Consider the following 19,420-nt stretch of genomic DNA (forward strand, 5'->3'; position numbering starts at 1 on the left):
GTTCACAGGCTCATGTGCAAATCAAGGTCGGTCGGCCCTTTCCTCCAGGCGCTCGACCACCTCTTCCGCGGTCGCCTGGAGAAAAAGCAGGTCGTCCCGGCTGAACGGGCGCGGCCGGGTGTCCAGGCCGCACAGGCCGCCGAGCACGTGGCCCGACTGGGACACCAGCGGCGCCGCCGCGTAGGCCCGCACGCCGCCCACCGTGACCAGTGGATTGTCGTGGAACAGCGGATCGGCGGTGAGATCCGCGACGCTGCGGGGCGCCCGCTCGGTGACCAGCGGCTGGCAGAACGCCCACTCCAGGGGCGTACCGCCGGACTCCTGGAGGAAATCCGGGACCGGACCGTGCCCGGCCAGGAACACCTGGGCGTCGTTGAGCAGCACGTCGATCATCACGAACGGGGTGTCCAGGCGGTGCACCACGCGATCGACGAGGTCGGTCAGGAAGGGTCGCTCCGCCTCCCGGTCCAGGCCCAGCCGGGCCACGTCGACCAGCCGGTCCACGGTCCTGATCGCCGGCAGGAAATCCCGCAGCAGATCGGCTCTCATGACAGGACCGTCCGGCTCAGCGCCTCAAAGGTGATCACCCGGACCTTCGTCGAGCGGCCGGCGACCCGCAGCAGATCGCCCACGGTCATCAGGTGCTCGGCGACCCGGCGCAGATCGTGCGGCTCGGTGAGAGGACGGCGCAGGCCGAGCTCGCACGCGGACAGATCCCAGATGCCCTCGGCCAGCCGGTGGCCGATGAGCTCGGCCAGCGCCTCCAAGGCGTCCTCCTCGGTCGGACGCTCCTGCCCGTAATCGTTGGTCGGCGTCATTGCCTCTCCCCCGCTAGAACAACTCGATCATCGGCGCGCCCTCGGACTCCGCGGCCTGCTCGCCCGTGCTCGCCGCATGCGTCGTGCGCTGCCGCCCCATGACATGCCGGGCCCGCAGATCGTCGACGCTGATCATCCTCTCCCGGACGGCATCCGCCGGGAGGGCTCCTTCGGAGTAAGCCACCACATCCTCCGACTGGCGGCGCACGTCGGCGAGCGCCCCCAGCACGTGTTCGAGCATCTGCCGGCTGATGTCCTGGAACTGGATGTGGCCCAGCGCGCCGGTGGTCTCGGTCGTCAGCGCCGACGAACTCGCCTCGACCTGCCCGGCCGCCTGCACGGTGTCCTGAAGGATGCTCGACACCATCTCCGACATCTCCCGCTGGGCATCGGCGATGCCGGACAGCCGCCGGGTCATCGCCGTTTCCACGGTCGTCTCGGCCGGGCCGGTGTCCCGATTGAACTCGCTGTCGTCGGAGAGCACGGTGTCCAGCCGGTTGGTCAGATCGGCGAGATTGCTGCCGATGCCGTTCGCCGCCTGCCGGGAGCGGTCGGCCAGCTTTCGTACCTCGTCGGCCACCACCGCGAAGCCCTCGCCCGCATCGCCGGCCCGAACCGCCTCGATCATCGCGTTCAGGGCCAGGATGTTCGTCGCCTTGCTGACCTCCTCGATCTGCTTGACGTGCTGCTTGAGGCCGCGCATCTCGTCGACCAGCCGGTGGATCTGCTCGTCGCGGTACCTGAAGTACCGGATCAGCCGATCCACCAGCTGATCGTTGGCGGTGGTGACGTTGACCAACTCGCTCTCGGCGCGGCCCAGCGTGCCGGCCAACTGGGCCACGTCGCCGGCCATCACCTCGGCCATCGAGTCGACCTTCACCATCTGGGCGACGATGGACTCGGCTGCCTCACCGGTCTGATCGATGACGTCGTGCACATGAGCGTCGATGACATCGCAGAACTCCGGCACCGGGCGCAACGCCTCGGCCACCACGTCCGCGCGTACACGCGGCTCGGCCCTCTCCTCGGCGAGCGGGCCGGACCTGCGAAGCAGACCGGGCATGGTGTTACCTCCAGGCGACTGCGGCACCGTCAGGCGCCGGGGAGGACCTGCTTGATCACTCCGAGGAGCTGATCCGGGGAGACCGGCTTGACCAGCCATCCGGTGGCGCCGGCCGACTTGGCCTCGGTGCGCTTGGTCTGCTCCGACTCGGTGGTCAGCATGAGCATCGGGGTGAAACGCATTCCGGGGGCCTTCCGGGCCTCCCGGACAAACGTGATCCCGTCCATCTGCGGCATGTTGACGTCGCTGATGATCAGGTTGGGCTTGACGCCCTTACCGAGTTTGTCGAGCGCCTGCTTGCCGTGCTCTGCGGTCTCCACGGAGTAACCGGCCTTGGTCAGGATGGACTTCAGGCTCATGAGCATGGTGGCGGAGTCGTCGACGAGCATCACGGTGGTCATGGAGGTTCGCTTCCTTGTCGGGTCGGCTCGCCGCCACTCCCCTCGAGTAACGGCAGCACCTGCCCGGCCAGAAAGGCGTCGGTCGGTGCCGCACTTACCTTCGGTCGGAAACGCAGCATTGCTTGGAGTGCGCCGGTATGCAGATGGTTGCACTTTCGGAGGTTGACCCGGGGCTTCGCGGTCGCCTGCAACCAGGCGGCCAACTCCTCCACCTCGTCGACGGTCACCACTCCGGTCAGCGTGGCCGTGGTGTCACCCAACTCGAGCGGCAAGGCCGAGCACCTCCTTCATGTTCAGAACCAGCAGCACCAGGCCGTCGCCGAGCAACGCGGTGCCGGAGAACTCGTTCGCGTAGGCGAGCAGTCCCTCCATCGGTTTGAGAATCACGTCGACCTCCCGGTGGAACTGCTCCACCAGCAGCCCCACCCGTTGCCCGTTCACACCGACGATGAGGATCGCGCGGTCCTGCGTCTGATCCGGCGTCCACGGCATGTCCAGAGCCCGGGCCAGGTCCAGGACCGGAACCACCTCGCCCCGCAGCACCACCACGTCCTGGTGCAGAACCCGGCTCATCTCGGCCGCCGGCACCCGGACCGTCTCCACCACCAGGTCGACCGGGATGCCGAAGCGTTGCCCGGCCACGCTGAACACCATCACCTGGGTGACCGCCATCGACAGCGGCAGGCGCAGCCGGACCGTGGTGCCGCTGCCCAGCTCGGAGCGCATGGTGACAGCTCCACCGAGCTTCTCCACGCTGGCCCGGACGGCGTCCATCCCGACGCCCCGGCCGGACAGGTCGGAGATCTGCTCGGCGGTGGAGAACCCCGGCCGGAAGACAAGATCAACGGCATCCGAGTCACTCAGGGTCTCGAGTTCCTCCTCCGAGATCAAACCTTTCTCGTACGCCTTCCGCCGCACCCTCGTCGGATCGACGCCGCGCCCGTCGTCGGAGATCTCCACGACCACCGCATCGCCGTCGGCCACCGCCGCGAGGGTGATCCGCGCGGTGCCCGGCTTGCCCGTCGCCAGCCGCTCGTCGACCGTCTCCACCCCGTGGTCCAGGCTGTTACGCACGAGGTGCACCAGCGGGTCGCCGAGCGCCTCGATGACGTCCTTGTCGGCCATCGTGTCCTCGCCGGTGAGGACCAGCTCGATGTTCTTGCCGAGCCGCCGGCTCAGGTCTCGGACCAGGCGCGGGAAGCGGGAGAACGCCACCGACAGCGGCAGCATCCGGATGTCCATCACCGAGGCCTGCAACTCCTCGGCGATGCGGTGCAGGCCGGAGTACTGATCCTTGATCCGGCGGGAGAGCGCCCGGCTGCCGAACTCCTCCTCGGCCGCCTGAGCCAGGAAGGTGAGGCCGTTCTTGGCCACGTTGAGCTCCCCGACCAGTTCCATCAGGTGATCGACCTTCTCCTGGTCGACCTTGAGGATCCGGCTGCCGACCTGGCCGCCGGGGTCGTCGGCCCGCCCCCGGTCCACCGGGATCGGTTCGATCGGGGCGGTGGACACCGCGTCCTCGGGCGGCGGTGTGTCGCCGAGCAGCCGCGTGACGGTCGCGGTGAGGGCGACCACGTCGGGCTCGCGGATCTCCACCGGGTCGCCGAGAGCGTGTGCGGCGGCGGTGATGGCGTTGGCGACCGAGACCAGATGAACGTGCCCGGTGGGATTGATCGCCAGGGATCGCAGAGCCGCGGTGAGGATCGCCCGCGCATCGGCGACCAGTTCGGGCTCGGACGGCGAACTCCGCACGGTGTCCACCGTGCCGGGCTCGTCCGCTTCGGACGGGGCTGCCGCGTCCGCTTCGGCCTCGCCGGACAGATAGCGCTGGATCGTGTCGCCGTCGAGGTCGACGACCTCGATCTGGTCGCTGACGTAGCGGAACAGGTAGTCGATCTCGCCGACCGCCGCGCGGGCCGCGAAGACGAAGGCGACCATGCAGGCGTACTCGTCGTAGTCCGCCGCCTCGGGCCACTCCACCGGCTCGATCAGGCCGAGCCGTTCCAGGGCCGGCACCTGCCGGATCAGGTGCAGTGGGTCCTCCGCGCGGAAGAAGCATCCGGAGTCCGGGACATACCGGATGAACCGCATCTGCGCCGACGTGGTGCGCAGCCAGGCCGCGGTCTCGGCGAGCCACTCCTCGTCGAAGTAGGCAAGCCAGGCGGGAGCCGAATCCCGCCGCGCCACCGCCACCGTCGTCTCGACCTTGACCTTCTCGCCACCGATCGGCGCCCGCAGCCGGGTGATCAGGGCGGCCGCGTCGGCCCCGGCCGTCGCGGGCAGGCACTCGTTGCTGGTGACGTGCGCGAGCCAGCCGCGAATCAGGTCGAACGCGGCGAGCAGGTCATCGGTCATCCCCGAGTCCAGCGGCAACGCGCCGGCCCGGACCGCGTCGAGCAGGTCCTCCGCCGCGTGGGTGAGCCTGGTCAGCTCCGGGAAGTCGAACAGCCCGGACGAACCCTTGAACGTGTGCGCGGCACGGAACACCTCGTTGACCATCTCCGGGTCGCCGGGGGTGCGCTCCAGCTGCAACAGACCCTCGTCGACCTGGGTCAGGAGGTCGGCCGCCTCGGCCAGGAACTGAGCGAGCAGCGGGTTCATGCGGCCCTACCTTGAGGAAAGAGCGGAAGACCAAGAACGCGATCATGACGCTCGCTTCGCTCGGTCATGCCGCCACCCCCGGTCCGGACGTGAGCAGCCGGGCGATACGCACCAGACGCTCGGGAGCGACCGGCTTGACCAGGTAGAGGTTGGCACCGGCGGCGTACGCCCGGTCGGCGTCGCCGGGCCGGTCCTCGGTGCTGATCATGACAACCGGCGCGGGTGTGCCGACCGTCTCCGAACGCAACGTCTCCACGCAGGTGTAGCCGTTCATCTTGGGCATGTTCACGTCCACCACGAACAGGTCGAAGCCGGTGGCGAGGGCGGCCTCGACCGCCTCCAGGCCGTTCGCCGCCTCCTGCACTTCGAAGCCGGCGTCGCCCAACAGGGTGGTGTGGTACATCCGCACCGTGGCGGCGTCGTCCACGACGAGCGCCTTCCGCTGGGTCTGGGTCATCACTTCGCTCCGGTCGGTCGTTGGTAGACGATGCCCTCCGGCAGGCGGGTCGGTGTGAAGATCGGGGAGATCCGGCTCATCGACTCGGAATGGCCGAGGAACAGGTATCCGCCGGGCCGCATCGCGCCGTACAGGTTCTCGGCCGCCCGCCGGCTGGACAGCTCGTCGAAGTAGATGAGCACGTTGCGGCAGAACACCACGTCGAAGTCGCGGAAGGCCCGCATGGCCGCGGTGTCGCAGACGTTGATCTGATGCAGGGTGACCGCGCCGCGGATGCCGTCGTCCAGCTGGTAGCGCCCGGCGCCGACCGAGGTGAAGTACTTCGCCACCCACGGTTTCGGCACCCGTTGCAATGACCGCTCGCCATAACTGGCGTGCCCCGCGCGGGCCAGCACCTCGCTGTCGATGTCCGCGCCGTGGATCTCCACGTCCACCGTGTCGATGTGCGGCCACTCCTCCAACAGGCGCAGCGCTATCGAGTACGGCTCCTCGCCGGTCGAACAGGGCAGCGAGAGGATCTTCACCGGCCCGACGATGCGGCCCGTCCCGCCCCGGGCCGTCAGCACCTGGGGCAGTACCGCGTTGAGCAGCGCGTCGAACTGGTAGTCCTCGCGCAGGAAATACGTCTCGTTGACGGTCAGCTGGTTGATCAGCTCCTGCAGCAGCTCGGGCCGGTCGTTCAGGCGAAGTGCCCCGAACCAGCCCGCGAACGTGTCGAACCCCGACGAGCGCACGCAGTTGTCGATCCGCTTGTCGACGAAGTACCGCTTCGACTCGGAGAACTGGATGCCGGTCCGTTTGTAGAAGTACTCCCGGAACTTCTCGAAGTCGGCCCGGGTAAGGCCGGTGCCGGTAGCGGCCGAGGTCATCGCAGCGCCGCCTCGACGGTGAACCGGAGGAACGGGTCGTCCGGAAAGCGGCGCACCGCCCGCTCCAGCAGCTCGGTGTGCTCCGGCCCGAGCGACGGAAGCAGCGCGTCGATGGCGGAGGCCACCACGTTGGGGTGCGGGTCGTCCTTGATCATCACGGCGAGCCAGGTGAGTGACTCCGGGTGCGGCAGGTCGGCGAGCACCATCGCGGTCATCACGCGTACGTCGTGGTCGGGGTCCTCGAGAAGACGAGGAACAAGCGCCGGCACCGAGATCGGCATGCTCGACAGTGCCTCCGCCGCAGCCGTGCGCAGCTCCGCGTCGTCGCTGGCCAGATGCACCGCCAGACCCGCGGCGACCCGGTCGGTGTCGTGCGCGGCCAGAGTGGTGAGCATCGCGTCCCGTACCGTCGGTGCGTCCTCGGCCGCGACCCGGTCGAGCAGGGCATCCACCGCCTCGGCCACCCCGTCCAGGCCGAGCGCCGCCACCCGGCGCACCTCCGGGTCCGGGTCGTCGAGCTGCCGCATCAGGTCGTCGGACGAGACGGCCTGCGGTTGCTGCTCCGGCTCTGCCTTACGGCGGACGAGTCCCACGGCTTCTCCTCTCCTATGCTCGCTCAGCGGACCCAGTCGGCCAGCCGGTCGGCGATGGCGTACGACGGCAACACCGCGCTCGCTCCGCCACGCCGGGCCAACTCGCCCGGCATTCCCCACACCACCGCGGTTTCCTCGGCCTCGGCGATGGTGCGACCCCCGGCCGCGTGCACCTCGGCCATCTCCGCGGCGCCGTCGTCACCCATCCCGGTCAGCAGCGCGCAGACCAGCCGGGCCGGATCGCAGTGCCGGCGGGCCGTGGCCACCAGCCGGTCCACGCTCGGATGCCAGTGGTAGTCCCGGCTGGCCGGCACACTCTTCACGATCAGGCTGTCCGTGCGCCGGGCCACCACCACGTCGGCGCTGCCGCGACCCAGGTAGATGTTTCCCCGCCGGACCGTCATGATCCGGTCGACCTCGTGCACCCGCAGCGCGCAGAGATCGTCGAGCCGGCGGGCCAACGGAGCGGTGAACGACGCCGGGATGTGCTGGGCCACCACGACCGGCGCACCGAGACTGGCCGGCAGCCGCGGCAACAGCTCGGCGAGCAGATGCGGACCACCGGTCGACGAGCCGATCAGGACAAGGTCCACCGCGCCGGGGGGCGCTATGTCGTGGATCGGCGGCGGTGCTTTCGGCGTACCCCCCGAAGGCTTCCGCCCCAACCGCGCGGAAGTGGCCGCACGGACCTTGGTGACCAGTTCGCCGGCCACCTCGTCGATGTTGAGCGAGACCGTGCCGCCCGGCTTGGGCACGTAATCGACCGCACCCAGCTCGAGCGCCTCCAGAGTGACCAGGGCGTTGCGCTCGGTCAACGACGACACCATGACCACCGGCGTCGGTTGCTGCGCCATGATCTGCGCGAGGCAGGAGAGGCCGTCCATCTCCGGCATGTTCACATCCAGCGTGATCACGTCGGGGCGGACCCGGCCCAGTTGATCGAGCGCGTCCACCCCGTTGCGGGCGGTGTGCACCTCGAACTCGCCGGCTTCCGTCAACATCGCTTTGATCGCCCGGCGCATCAGCGCCGAGTCGTCGACCACCAGAACGGAGGTTGCCACTTTTCCGACCGCTCTTCAGACCGCCGCCAGGGCTTCATCGGCGACGACTTCCTCCAGCTTCTGGGCCTGCTCGGCGGCCAGCAACTGATCCACCTGCACCAGCAGCAGCATGCGCTTCTGCTCCGGCAGGTTCGCCACCCGCGACACCAGCCGAGCCTGCTCCGCCGACAGTTCCGGGGCCGGTTCCAGCACGTGCCGGCCGACCCGGGCCACCTCGGCCACCGAGTCCACGATGAAACCGGTACGCACGCCTCCGATGATCAGAACCACGATGCGCTGACGCTCATCGCGTTCGGTGCGCACCAGCCCCAGACGGGTACGCAGGTCGACCACCGGCAACACGGTGCCCCGCAGGTTGACCAGGCCCTCGACGAAGTCGTACGACTTGGGCACGCGGATCAGTGCGTCCGGCACCCGGATGATTTCCTGTACGGCGTCGACGTCGACGGCGTACTCCTCCTCGTCCAGCCGGAACACGACGAACAGTTCCTCGTCTCCCCGGCCGTCGTCGGCGGCCCGCTGGTCCTCGGCCATCTCCGCGGTCTCCCCCCGGCTCTGATGCTCAGCGATCTCGTTGCGTACTTCGGGCGAGTCGAACATCCGATTGACGCTCAGCACCGATACGAGCCGCTTGCCGTCCTCGAGCCGGCACACCGACTCGACCTCGCTCTTACGGCCGTCACCGGCCACGAACGACGGCAGCGGCGCAACCAACTGGTGCGGGACACGCAGCACCTCGCGGACGGTGTCCATGACGACGCCGACCACACCGTTGCCCGGCAGCGAAACCACCACGATCCGGTTCTGCGGTTCGAGGTCCGTCATCGGCAGGCCGAACACCCGGCGCATGCTCACCACCGGAAGCAGGCGGCCGCGCAGGTCGATCACACCGAGGACGCGGCTGCCGGCATTCGGTACGTGGCTCACCGACTCCGGCGCCTGCACGATCTCCTGCACCTGGTCGATCGGCAGCGCGTACTCCTGCCCCTCGACGGCGAAGCTGACCAGCTCGAGAGTGTCGTCACTCTCCGCGTCGTCCTCGTCCGCCTGCGGTACCGCCCGTCCCGCCCCGGCGAGGTCGCGGCTCGCGGCCCGGGCCGCGAGCCCATCGAACTGGCCGCCGACGAGGCGGTCCACGTCGAGCACGCTGGTCATGCTGCTGCCATCGGTCTTGATCACGCCGATCAGCACATCCGAGTTGACCGTGGACTGCACCGAGTCGGCGGACTCCATCGCGGCCGGGTCGATGCTGATCACGCTGGCCACCCGGTCCACCACGAAACCGAGCGGCACACCGCCGTCCACCACGATCACCCGGGTTGTCTCGTCATGCTCGGCACCCGGCATGTCACAGCAGGTCCGCAGGCTCACCACCGGCAGCACCCGCCCGCGCAGATTAGCCAGACCCTCCAGCGACGGCGGGCCGAGCGGCACCTTCACCACCGACGGCATCCGGATGATCTCCTGGACGCGGCTCATCGGGAACGCGTACCGCTCCCCCGTCATGTCGAAGGTGACGTAATCGGCGTTGTCGTCGTCGGTGTCGTCGTCGACGCCCAGCTCATCGTCGATGCTCATCTGCGGCCCCCTCAGGCAGCGTTCTGGAGCTCGTCGGCGAGCGCCGCGATCTCCTCGACGGCGGCGGCGAGGTCCTCGGCACCCTGCGCCTGCTCGCGGGCGGCGGTGGACGCCTGACCGGCCAACTGCTCGGCCTCGTTGGCGGAGGTGGAGATCTGCTCGAGGCCCGTCTTGACCTCGCCCAGCACCGAAGCGATCTGCAACGCCGATTCGCGTACCTCATCGTTGCCGGACCGGACCTGCTGCATGTCCCGCTCGATCTCCTCGAGCCGGGCGGTGGTGGCCTTGGCCGCTTCCACCTCGGCGAGCGCCTGCCGGCTGGTCTCCTCGAGGTCTCCACGCACTTGCACGATCCGGTCCTGCACCGACTTGACCAGGTCCTTGATCCGGTCGGCGTTCTCGGCCGAGTCACGGGCCAGGTTGCGGATGTCGGTCGACACAACGGCGAAGCCCTTGCCGAACTCACCGGCCCGGGCCGACTCGACCGAACCGTTCACGGCCAGCATGTTCGTCTGGATCGAGACGTTCGCGATCGCGTCCACGATCTTGTCGATCCGCCGCGAGATCTGCTCCAGCTCGGAGACCTTGCGGACGTTCTCGATGCCCTCCTGGGCCGCCTGACCGATCGCCTTGATCATCGAGTCGACCGCGTCCTTGTTCGTGGCGAGCAGCGAGAGGATCTGGTCGGCCCGTTCCACGGCCGCGCCGCCCCGGGCCTCCGACAGCTGGGCACCCTGCTCGATCCGGACGACCACCTCGGCGGTCTGCTGGCCCTTCTCCGCGGCCGTCCGCGCCCCCGCGTTGATCTCGTTGATCGCCGTGTTGATCTGCCCCGCCGCCCGGTTGATCTCCTCGACCGCGGCGGACAGCTCCTCGGCAGCGCTCGCCACGTCCTCCGCGCTCTTCGCGATATCGGTGCTGTTGCGCAGAGTCTCGGAAATCTCCGAGAGGGCCTCCGCCGCCTGCTCACTCTGCCGCAACGCCTGAGTCTGCTGATTGACCGTCTGCAGCGACTGCTCGCAGGCCGCCGACTGCTGCTCGGCCGCCGCGGCGATCTCCTCGGACCGGGTCTTCGCCGTCGCCGTCGCCTTCTTCGACTGCTCGGCGGCGCCCGCCATCTCGATGGCGCCATCCATGATCGAGCCCATGTCCGCCCGAATCGTCTCCAGCTGGCCGATGATCGTCTTGCCCTTCTCGACCTCGCCACGCGACGTCTCGGCCGACGACTGCACACCCGAGGCGATCGTGGTGACGCTGGCGCGCACCTCGTCGATCAGGTCGCGGATCTGCCGGGCGCTACGTTCACTGGTCTCGGCCAGGGTGCGAACCTCGTCGGCGACCACGGCGAACCCCTTGCCGTGCTGGCGAGCGCGGGCCGCCTCGATCGCCGCGTTCAGGGCGAGCAGGTTCGTCTGGTCGGCGATATGCGCGACCGTCTTGACGATCTCGCCGATTTCATCGGCCTGCTTCTCCAGCTCGGTGATGGTGACGACGGATTCGGTCTGCCGATTCGACGCCCCCTCAACGTTGGCGAGCAGGCCACTGATGCCGCTGCGGGTCTCGTTGAGCAGGTTCTGCAGGGCCTGGCTGAGATCGGCGACCTGGCGGGTGGTCTGGTCCTGCCGGTCGACCCGCTCTTCCACCTGGTTCATCGCGGCCAGGCTCTGCTGGGTGGCGCCGGAGGCTTCCTCGGCGCCCGCCGAGATCTGCTGCATCGATTCGGTCAGCTGGCGGGAAGCCTCGGCCGCCTCCGCGTTCTGCGCGGAAATCTCGGCGGTGGCGGAGGCGATCCGTTCGGCGGCCTGCTGCTGTTTGGCAACCGACCGCGCCTGCCGTCGATTGGCTTCGGTATCCCCGCCGCGCGGCGGCCGCGTCGACACCGGTGCCGAGGTGGGCCGGACCGACCGCGCGTGGTCGGCTCGACCGTTCGAGGTGCTCGTGGTCAAGGGCATGGGAGATGGCTCCCTTGGTTGGCGGTGCCCGACCGCGCGAAGCGCGACCGGATTCACCGGAGTCCTCGGGGATCGCACTGCCATCCATGGCCCAGCGTTGTCGTAGCACCGGCCGGTCGCCGTGCGCTCGTCCACCCTTCACGGTGTCACTAGGCTTCCCCCGCCTACCCAGAAAGCCTGGCATCGACCGAAGCGCTGGCGAGCCGAAATGCACCACCTTGAATCGAGTGCTACGCCTTGGCGGCCGCCTTCATCTCCTTTTTGTAGGCACGCACCTTGCCCAGCGACTCGGCGTCGACGATATCGGCCACGGACTTGTACGAGCCGGCCTCGCCATAGCCACCCGCCGCCTCCCGCCAGCCGTCCGGCTGCACCCCGTACTGCTTACCGAGCAGGGCGACAAAGATCTGCGACTTCTGCTTGCCGAAGCCCGGCAACGAGGCCACCCGCTTGAGCAATTCCTTACCGTCCGCCACACCCGTCCAGAGGTTGACGGCCTCGCCGTCGTAATCCTCGACGAGCCCCCGGCACACTTCCTGAACCCGGGCCGCCATCGCCTTCGGGAACCGGTGCAACGCCGGCGGCGTGGCAAAGATCGTCACGAGCGCCTCAGGATCGAACTCGGCAAGCTCGACGGCGGTGGGCGCATGCCCGAGCCGCTGAGCGAGCACCCAGGGCGAGGTAAACGCCTTCTCCAGCGGAATCTGCTGGTCAAGCACCATGCCGATGAGCAGCGCCAGTGGGTCGGCGGAGAGAAGCTTGTTGGCCTCGGCGTCGATCGGCAGGCTGAGCGTCATGCCCCTATCTTGCCGCTAACCCACCCCGTCATCGAAAGCCGGTCTCGTACGCGATCACCACGAGCTGAGCCCGATCGCGCGCGCCGAGCTTGGCGAGAAGACGGCCGACGTAGGTCTTGACCGTGCCCATGCTGACGTGCAGCTCGGCGGCGATCTCCTCGTTCGAACGACCACGCGCCACCTGCTCCAGCACCTCGCGCTCGCGAAGCGTCATCTCCGGCAGTGGGCCGACCCGCCGCTCGGGTTGCTCGACGTAGGCGGAGATCAGCCGCCGCGTCGCACCCGGGGTCAACAGGGCTTCGCCGGCTGCTACCACCTTGATCGCCCGAATCAACTCGTCCGGCATCACCTCCTTGAGCAGAAAGCCGCTGGCCCCCGCCCGAATCGCCCCGAACACGTATTCGTCCAGGTCGAACGTCGTCAGCACGATCACCCTGGTCGGCAGTCCGGCACCACCCTGGCAAATCTCCCGCGTAGCCTCGATGCCACTCATCTCCGGCATCCGAACATCCATCAGCACGACATCGGGCCGCTCCCGCCGAGCAACCGCAACCGCTTCCGTCCCGGTTCCCGCCTCCCCGACGCAGGTGAGCCCCGGCGTGTGCTCGATCAGCATCCGAAAGCTGACCCGCAGCAGCGCCTGATCATCAGCAAGCGCAACCCGGACGTCGCTCATGCCCCATACCGAAGAGTCACAGCCACCCTCCAGCCACCCGCATCTCCCGGTCCCGCATCGAACTCCCCACCGAACAGCATGGCCCGCTCCCGCATACCGACCAGCCCCTGCCCCAGCCCGTATCCCTGGCCCACGCCGCCGCCGGCTTCCGCGCCCCGCACTCGTGCCTTACCCGCCGCATGAGCGCCGCCTGCGGCAGCCGCCGGGCCCGCCCCGTTGTCCGTCACTTCGATGTGGATCGCGTCCGGGCCGACGCCTATCTCGATGCGGCACACAGTGGCCCGGGCGTGTTTGAGCACGTTGGTAAGCGCCTCCTGAACGACCCGGAAGACCGCGAGGCCGACCCCCTCAGGCACCACAGCAGCCCCAGGCACCACAGCGACCTCAGGCACGGCGGCAGCCCCCAGCCCTCCAGCGGCTTCGGACAATCCGGCAGCCTCATGCACCCCAGCAGCCTCGGGCGTCCCGGCAGCCTCGGATATCCCCACTTCAGACATCCCAGCAGCCTGGGGCAACCCGACTTCGCCCACCGCAGCAGTCTTGGGCGACCCCGCAGCCTGGGGCACCGCGGCCGCATCGGGCACCGCGGCCGCATCGGGCACCGCGGCCGCATCGGGCACCGCGCGCTCCTCGCGCACCGTTAGTTCGACCGCCAGGCCCGCAGTGCGGGCGGCTGCGGCCAGCCCTTCGAGGTCGGCGAGGCCGGGGGACGGGACCACGACCGCCTCGGCGCGCAGTGCGGCCAGCGCTCGGCGCAGGTCGGCCAGTGCGCCTCGGCTGGTCTCGGCGATGACCTGCAGAGATTCGCGCATCTGTTGTGGGTTGGCGTCGGCTATGTGGTCGGCCACGGTGGCCCGGACCGCGATCACGCTCATGCTGTGCGCGACGATGTCGTGCAGGTCTCGGGCGATGCGCAGCCGTTCCTCACCCAAGGCCAGCTCGGTGGCCTGCGCGGCGGAGCGCGCCGCATAGGCCCGCCGCTCCCGGAGGGTGCGACCGATCACCCAGCAGGCGCCGAGCACCCAGGTCACGAGCAACACCTCGAACGGCTGCCGGGCCGCCCACCCGAACGCCGCCGCGACCGTGAGCAGGCCGATGACGACGATCCGCACCGATCGGCGCCGATCGAGCTCGATGCCGACCGTGTAGAAGGCGAGGCCGAGCATGACCACCGGTGCAACCCCGGCGTAGTCCGGAATCAAGCCGGTGGTCGTGACCGCCGCGGACAATGCGAACGCCAGCCACGCGGCGGCCGCCGGGCGAAGCCGCCGCACGGCGACCGGGACCGCCAGTGACAGACCGATCAGGACAGACACCCAGGCCGGCTCGTGCCAGCCTGGACGCGATGCCACCGGTGGCTCGATCGCCGCGAGAAACCCGAGGAACGCGACTGCCACGGCCAGCAGGGCGTCGGATGCGATCAGCTGGCCACGACTGAGTCCCCGGAGGAGCACGGAGGGCGCGGCAGCGGTCATGCCCGAGACAGTAATGAGGGATGAGCGGCGGCGCGTCAGACCACGGTCTGAAGTTCGGAGCTCGCAACTATGGACCACGGTCTGACGACACCCGGCCCCGCGCCGGGAATCGTCGACACCCATGACAACACCGATGGTCTCGCTCCATGAGCTGCGCATGGAGTTCCGCGCCGGGCCCGACCCGGTGACCGCTCTCGATGGCGTCACCGCAGATCTACCGGCCGGCACGTTCACCGCTGTCATGGGACCGTCCGGTTCGGGCAAGTCCACGCTGCTGCATTGCGCGGCCGGCCTCGAGCGGCCGACCTCCGGCGAGGTCGTGCTCGACGGCGTCCGGCTGAGCGATCTCGACGAGACCGGTCTGACCGTGCTGCGCCGGGAGCGGGTGGGCTTCGTCTTCCAGGCGTTCAACCTGATCTCCTCGCTCACCGCCGCCCAAAATGTGGCCCTCCCCGCGCGCCTGGGCGGGCGCCGCGTCGACGAGGCCGAGCTGACCGCGGCCCTGGCCCGGGTGGGTCTCACCGACCGCGCACGGCACCGCCCGGTCGAGCTCTCCGGTGGGCAGCAGCAGCGGGTCGCGATCGCCCGTGCCCTGTTCACCCGCCCGGCCGTGTTGTTCGCCGACGAGCCCACCGGCGCGCTGGACGGGCAGACCTCACGCCAGGTCCTCGCCCTGCTCCGCGAGCTGGTCGACGAGCAGGGGCAGACGGTGGTCATGGTCACCCACGATCCGGTCGCCGCCGCGGTCGCCGACCAGGTGCTTCTACTGGCCGACGGCCGCCTGATCGACCGGCTCGAGGCCGCGTCGGCGGCGTCGATCGCGACCCGGATGGCGGCGGTGGAGGCGACATGCTGACGCGAGACCGGCTGGGAGCATTCGTCGCGGTCCTTTTCGGTACGGCGGTCGTGACCCTCACGCTTTCACTGCTCGCATCGGCGAAACCGCGGGTGCCGGAGCGTTTCGACGCCGTCGCCGTGGCCGCCCGAGGTCCCGGCGTGACTACGCCTGCCGACCCGTTTCCCGAGGTCCGGCCCTGGTCGTCCGCCGAGGCGACCGCGATGGCCGCACGGCTCGCCGCGCTGCCGGGTGTCACCGCCGCCGTCCCCGACCGGTCCTTCTACGCCCAGCCCGTCCTCGCCGGCCGGCCGGCGACCACCCGACAGGCTCAGGGCTGGGCGAGCTCCGCGCTGGCACCCGATCGGCTGATCGCCGGGCGACCCGCGGGGGCCGCCCGCGAAATGGTGATCCCCCGCGCGTGGGGCGTCCCGATCGGCGACACGGTGACCGTGCTGACTGCGGCCGGCCCGGCACCGTGGACGGTCACCGGCCTGATCACCGCCGAGCGGCTCTACGTCTCCGACGCCACGGCCTCCGCCTTCGCGCCCGGCGTCCGCCTGATCGGCCTCACCGGGCACCCCGACCCGGGCCAGGTCCGGCGGGCCGTGCCCGAGGCGACGGTTCTGCACGGTTCCGCGCTGGGCGACCTCGAGCCCCGTGCCGACGCCCGGACCAGGTGGATCGGCATGCAGGTGCTGACGGCCATGACCGCGCTGTCGGCGTTCGCCTGCATCTTCGTGATCGCCTCGACGTTCGCGCTCACCGTGCATCAGCGGCGCAGGGAGTTCGGCCTGCTGCGCGCGACCGGCGCCACGCCGGCCCAGGTGCGGCGGACGGTGCTGCGTGAGGCGGTGTTCGTCGGCGCGATCGCCGGGCTGGTCGGCACCCTGCTCGGCATGCTGACCGCACCGACGATCGGCGGAGTGCTGATCGATGCCGGTTTCGAGCCGGAGACGTTCTCGGTGGGCGTGCACCTGTGGCCGTTGCTCGCCGGTCTCCTGGCCGGGCCGGTCATCTCCGTCGCCGGTTCCTTAGTGGCGGCTCGGCGGGCATCACGGATCGGTCCCCTCGCTGCGCTGCGGCAGGCAGCGGTGGAAGACCGGCCGATGACCCGGGCACGCTGGGTGGTGGGCCTGCTGTTCGCCGCGGCGGGGGTGGCGGCCGGGGTCGCCACGCTCGCCACCGACGATCTCAGCGATCTGGCGACCGTCGCGCTCCTCGGCGTGATGGCTCTGATCGTGGCGGCCACCGTGCTGGCACCGGCCGCGGTCCCGTGGATCGTGCGGGTGCTGCTACGCCCGGCGCGCGGACCGATCGGCACGGTGATTCGGGAGAGCGCGCTGACCGGTGCTCGCCGGACGGCGTCCACGGCGGCGCCGGTGCTGCTCACCGTCGCGTTCGCCGTCTTCATCGCGGGCAACGTGCAGACCTCCTCGGCGGCCTATGCGAACCATCGGGCCGAAGCCGCCGACGCCGGTACGGTGCTCATCCCGGATGGCACTCCCGGGCTGACCGACGCGGTCGCGGCGGGAGCGCCGCTGCCGACGAACCTCTACCTGAACGACACGGTGGTCGCCGCCGCCGGTCTCGACCCGGACGCGCCGATCGCCGCCGACCAGGCGCGATTGCTCACCGCGCCGGACGCGACGGTCCTCACGAGGGGACGGGCGGCCCAGCTTCAACTCGGTCTGGGCGACTCGTTCGAGGTGACCTTCCTGGACGGTGTCCAGCAATCCCTTCGGGTCGTCGGGATCGCGACGGACGGCACCGTTCCGGCCGAGGTCCTGCTCGACCGGGCGACCGTGCGCGAACACGACCCGTCGGCCCTGGTCACGGCGCTTCCGCTGAGCACCGGGGCGTCCCCGGCGGCAGTGATCGGTGCGCGAGCCGTCGATGTCGGCACTTACGCACGAGAGGTCGGCACCGAGGAGGACCGACTCGTCTGGATCTTCACGCTCCTGCTGATCGGGGTGTCCGTCGGCTACGGGGCGCTCGCGGTGGCCAACACACTCTTCATGGCCACCGGTCGCCGGGCACCGGACTACCGCCTTCTGCGGCTCGCAGGCGCCACGCCCCGTCAGGTGTTGCTCGCCGTCGCCGGAGAGTCGGCGCTGGTCGTCGCCATCGGAGCGGTGCTGGGCGGCGGCGCCGCGATCGTCGCCGTCTGGGGCGCGACGGCCGGCTTGCGGTCCCAGACGGGCGCGACATTGCCCTTGACCGTGCCTTGGCCGACCGCGGCCGTCGCGGTCGCGGTCTGCCTGGTCCTTGCCCTGGCTGCGAGCGTGCTCCCGGCCCGGGCCGGCCTACGCCGAATCGACCCGCCCCGGGAGTCATCATGACCACGAACCACCCCGAGAAGGGGCCCTCACCTCGGCCCAGGCAAGGGAAGGACCCATGACCACGACCTGCCTCAGACACGGCACCCTGAGCACGGCCTGCCTCAGGCACGGCGCCGTGGGCGCGGCCTGCCTCGGGGAGGGCGCAGTGACCACCACCTGCCTCAGGCACGGCAGCGCGAGCACGGCCTGCCTCAGCGAAGGCGCCGTGACCACGGCCTGCTTCGGGCAGGGATCGGGGGCACGAGCTAGGCGGGTGGAACGCCGGCGCCGGGCGGCCGCTCGGCTCAGATGTCCAGGAAGTCTCGGAGCGGGCGCTCGGCCAGCGAGTTCAGCACGATGTCGGCACCGTCCAGCGCCAGGTCGACGGTGAGTGGGTTGGGGACCGCGACGCAGAACAGGCCGGCCGCCTTTGCTGCCGCTACGCCGTTCGGCGAGTCCTCGACCGCGAGGGCCTCGTCCGGTCGTGCGCCGAGTTCGTTCAGGGCCAGTTCGTACAGGTCCGGGGCCGGTTTGCTGTGCGCGACGCGCTCTCGGGTGGCCAGCACCTCGAAGCGGTCGCGCAGGCCGAGCGCGTCGAGGAAGCGGGTGACCCAGGCGGCGCCGGAACTGGAGGCGAGCCCGATCCGCAGGCCGAGGTCGCGGGCGTCGTCGAGCCAGGTGACAATGCCGTCGCGTGGTTCGGCGGCCGCGATCAGATCGTCGAAACGGGCGTGCCGGGCCGCGCGGATCGACGGCCGGTCCACCGCACGGCCGGTGAGGGCAGCCAGGTGGGTGTACGGGTCGAAGCCCGAGTCGGTGGTGCCGATCGCCTGCGCCCACACTGCCTGGTCGAGTATGGCGTCATGGTCGGCGTACACCTCCTGCCAGGAGATGAACTCCGGTGTCTCGGTGTCGAGGATCGTTCCGTCCAAGTCAAAGATGATCGCCTTCCGCACCAGGGCATCATGCCTATCCTGGGCAACAGCGGCCGGACCAACCGACGGGCCGGCGCGGCGGGCGATCAGCGACGTGGATCACTGTACGGATCGCCGGAGAAGTGCCAGGGTCGAGCCGAGAGCGGGTAACCGTCGTGAACGCCCGGGAATCCGGGGCCCCACCGGCAGGCGCCGGTGTCCGAAAGGAGACGAGATGAGTGACTCGGACGAGAGCATCGCGCGGGAGATCGCCGGTGGCGACTACGGACCCGGGATCTTCGACGAGCCGAACACCTACCGGCCGGAGAAGGGCGACGACGACGCCGGGCTGTCGAGCACGCTCGCGGCCGGTACCGACGTCGACCAGCTTCAGGACGGCGGGCCGCACCCGGAGCACGGGGTGATGACCACGACCGGCGGGACGGCGGGGCCGAACAGCTTCCGGACGCGTCCGCGCTCGGGGCCGGGTGTCGCGAACACGACCACCGGCGACGCGACCACGGGCGCTCTGGAGACGCCGGTCGACAGCTACACGAGCGACGCCAGCAGCAACGCGGTCGACTGATCCGGCAGCGGGCGTCCGCTACGGTCGGCTCCGTGATGGATGTCGAACCGTTCGCTGCCGGGCGTGAGGCGGACGTCTTTGCGTTGGACGGTGACCGCGTTCTGCGGCGCTACCGCACCGGGATGGACGTGCGGCACGAGGCCGAGGTCATGGCCTATGTCGGCGGACTCGGGTATCCGGTGCCCGAGATCTATGCCGCCGACGGCACGGACCTGATTATGGAGCGGCTGGACGGGCCGACGCTTGCTCAGGCGGCGCTGGCCGGCGAGCTGTCCATTCCGGACGGGGTCGCCATCCTGGCCGACCTGCTCCGCCGCCTGCACGAGCTGCCGCCTCGCGGCAGCGGCGGCAGCGGCGGCGGCAGCAGCGGCGGCAGCAGCAGCAGCAGCAGCAGCAGCAACAGCAGCAGCGGCAGCGGCAGCG

20 protein-coding genes are annotated in these 19,420 nt (G+C 69.9%); 4 read left to right on the forward strand and 16 right to left on the reverse strand.

The features are described 5' to 3' along the window. Positions 1 to 21: 21 nt before the first annotated feature. The 15 genes from Ato02nite_RS29370 to Ato02nite_RS29440 form a co-directional block, all read right to left on the reverse strand. A complete protein-coding gene (locus Ato02nite_RS29370; protein WP_213009894.1) occupies positions 22 to 549 on the reverse strand; it encodes a GAF domain-containing protein in 528 nt (175 codons plus the stop codon). Next, positions 546 to 818 carry a hypothetical protein gene (locus tag Ato02nite_RS29375; protein WP_213009895.1) on the reverse strand — a complete coding sequence of 91 codons (273 nt, stop codon included), beginning with the start codon at positions 816 to 818 and terminating at the stop codon, positions 546 to 548. Before Ato02nite_RS29375 ends, Ato02nite_RS29370 begins: the two co-directional genes overlap by 4 nt. Positions 819 to 831: 13 nt before the next feature. Continuing rightward, the gene (locus tag Ato02nite_RS29380; protein ID WP_213009896.1) at positions 832 to 1,881 is read right to left on the reverse strand and encodes a methyl-accepting chemotaxis protein; all 1,050 of its coding nucleotides are present in this window, start codon (positions 1,879 to 1,881) and stop codon (positions 832 to 834) included. A gap of 29 nt (positions 1,882 to 1,910) precedes the next feature. Then, positions 1,911 to 2,282 carry a response regulator gene (locus tag Ato02nite_RS29385; RefSeq protein ID WP_213009897.1) on the reverse strand — a complete coding sequence of 124 codons (372 nt, stop codon included), beginning with the start codon at positions 2,280 to 2,282 and terminating at the stop codon, positions 1,911 to 1,913. After that, a complete protein-coding gene (locus tag Ato02nite_RS29390) occupies positions 2,279 to 2,554 on the reverse strand; it encodes a hypothetical protein (protein ID WP_213009898.1) in 276 nt (91 codons plus the stop codon). The genes Ato02nite_RS29385 and Ato02nite_RS29390 overlap by 4 nt, the downstream gene beginning before the upstream one ends. After that, complete coding sequence (locus Ato02nite_RS29395) at positions 2,535 to 4,883, reverse strand: chemotaxis protein CheA (RefSeq protein WP_213009899.1); 2,349 nt, start codon at positions 4,881 to 4,883, stop codon at positions 2,535 to 2,537. Before Ato02nite_RS29395 ends, Ato02nite_RS29390 begins: the two co-directional genes overlap by 20 nt. Positions 4,884 to 4,947: 64 nt before the next feature. After that, on the reverse strand, positions 4,948 to 5,340 hold the full coding sequence (locus Ato02nite_RS29400; RefSeq protein ID WP_213009900.1) for a response regulator: 393 nt from the start codon (positions 5,338 to 5,340) through the stop codon (positions 4,948 to 4,950). After that, positions 5,340 to 6,209 (reverse strand): CheR family methyltransferase, encoded by an 870-nt coding sequence (locus Ato02nite_RS29405; protein ID WP_213009901.1) that lies wholly within the window; start codon positions 6,207 to 6,209, stop codon positions 5,340 to 5,342. The genes Ato02nite_RS29400 and Ato02nite_RS29405 overlap by 1 nt, the downstream gene beginning before the upstream one ends. After that, positions 6,206 to 6,802 (reverse strand): HEAT repeat domain-containing protein, encoded by a 597-nt coding sequence (locus Ato02nite_RS53335; RefSeq protein WP_246607542.1) that lies wholly within the window; start codon positions 6,800 to 6,802, stop codon positions 6,206 to 6,208. The genes Ato02nite_RS29405 and Ato02nite_RS53335 overlap by 4 nt, the downstream gene beginning before the upstream one ends. Positions 6,803 to 6,825: 23 nt before the next feature. Next, positions 6,826 to 7,863 (reverse strand): chemotaxis-specific protein-glutamate methyltransferase CheB, encoded by a 1,038-nt coding sequence (gene cheB, locus Ato02nite_RS29415; RefSeq protein WP_213009902.1) that lies wholly within the window; start codon positions 7,861 to 7,863, stop codon positions 6,826 to 6,828. 15 nt (positions 7,864 to 7,878) lie between these two features. After that, on the reverse strand, positions 7,879 to 9,441 hold the full coding sequence (locus tag Ato02nite_RS29420; protein WP_213009903.1) for a chemotaxis protein CheW: 1,563 nt from the start codon (positions 9,439 to 9,441) through the stop codon (positions 7,879 to 7,881). An 11-nt stretch (positions 9,442 to 9,452) separates the two neighbouring features. Next, positions 9,453 to 11,393: a methyl-accepting chemotaxis protein gene (locus tag Ato02nite_RS29425; RefSeq protein WP_213009904.1), complete on the reverse strand. Its 1,941-nt coding sequence runs from the start codon at positions 11,391 to 11,393 to the stop codon at positions 9,453 to 9,455. A gap of 230 nt (positions 11,394 to 11,623) precedes the next feature. Next, positions 11,624 to 12,190, reverse strand: coding sequence for an HhH-GPD-type base excision DNA repair protein (locus Ato02nite_RS29430; protein WP_213009905.1), 567 nt, complete (start codon positions 12,188 to 12,190; stop codon positions 11,624 to 11,626). Between the two features lie 28 nt (positions 12,191 to 12,218). Next, positions 12,219 to 12,866 (reverse strand): response regulator, encoded by a 648-nt coding sequence (locus Ato02nite_RS29435; protein WP_213009906.1) that lies wholly within the window; start codon positions 12,864 to 12,866, stop codon positions 12,219 to 12,221. Continuing rightward, a complete protein-coding gene (locus tag Ato02nite_RS29440) occupies positions 12,863 to 14,341 on the reverse strand; it encodes a sensor histidine kinase (protein ID WP_213009907.1) in 1,479 nt (492 codons plus the stop codon). Before Ato02nite_RS29440 ends, Ato02nite_RS29435 begins: the two co-directional genes overlap by 4 nt. Before the next feature lie 121 nt (positions 14,342 to 14,462). On the opposite strand from Ato02nite_RS29440, the gene Ato02nite_RS29445 reads away from it, so the two are divergent. Both Ato02nite_RS29445 and Ato02nite_RS29450 read left to right on the forward strand, forming a co-directional pair. Next, on the forward strand, positions 14,463 to 15,197 hold the full coding sequence (locus Ato02nite_RS29445; protein WP_213009908.1) for an ABC transporter ATP-binding protein: 735 nt from the start codon (positions 14,463 to 14,465) through the stop codon (positions 15,195 to 15,197). Then, positions 15,191 to 17,518, forward strand: coding sequence for an FtsX-like permease family protein (locus Ato02nite_RS29450; protein ID WP_213009909.1), 2,328 nt, complete (start codon positions 15,191 to 15,193; stop codon positions 17,516 to 17,518). The genes Ato02nite_RS29445 and Ato02nite_RS29450 overlap by 7 nt, the downstream gene beginning before the upstream one ends. A gap of 284 nt (positions 17,519 to 17,802) precedes the next feature. Here the strand turns inward: Ato02nite_RS29450 and Ato02nite_RS29455 are convergent, their stop codons facing one another. Then, complete coding sequence (locus tag Ato02nite_RS29455; RefSeq protein ID WP_213009910.1) at positions 17,803 to 18,453, reverse strand: HAD family hydrolase; 651 nt, start codon at positions 18,451 to 18,453, stop codon at positions 17,803 to 17,805. A 193-nt stretch (positions 18,454 to 18,646) separates the two neighbouring features. On the opposite strand from Ato02nite_RS29455, the gene Ato02nite_RS29460 reads away from it, so the two are divergent. Both Ato02nite_RS29460 and Ato02nite_RS29465 read left to right on the forward strand, forming a co-directional pair. Then, complete coding sequence (locus tag Ato02nite_RS29460) at positions 18,647 to 18,997, forward strand: hypothetical protein (RefSeq protein ID WP_213009911.1); 351 nt, start codon at positions 18,647 to 18,649, stop codon at positions 18,995 to 18,997. 35 nt (positions 18,998 to 19,032) lie between these two features. Next, positions 19,033 to 19,420: phosphotransferase (locus Ato02nite_RS29465; protein ID WP_213009912.1), on the forward strand; the 388-nt coding region annotated here is incomplete at its 3' end.

This window comes from Paractinoplanes toevensis (assembly GCF_018332695.1).
GTDB classification, from domain to species: Bacteria; Actinomycetota; Actinomycetes; order Mycobacteriales; family Micromonosporaceae; genus Actinoplanes; species Actinoplanes toevensis.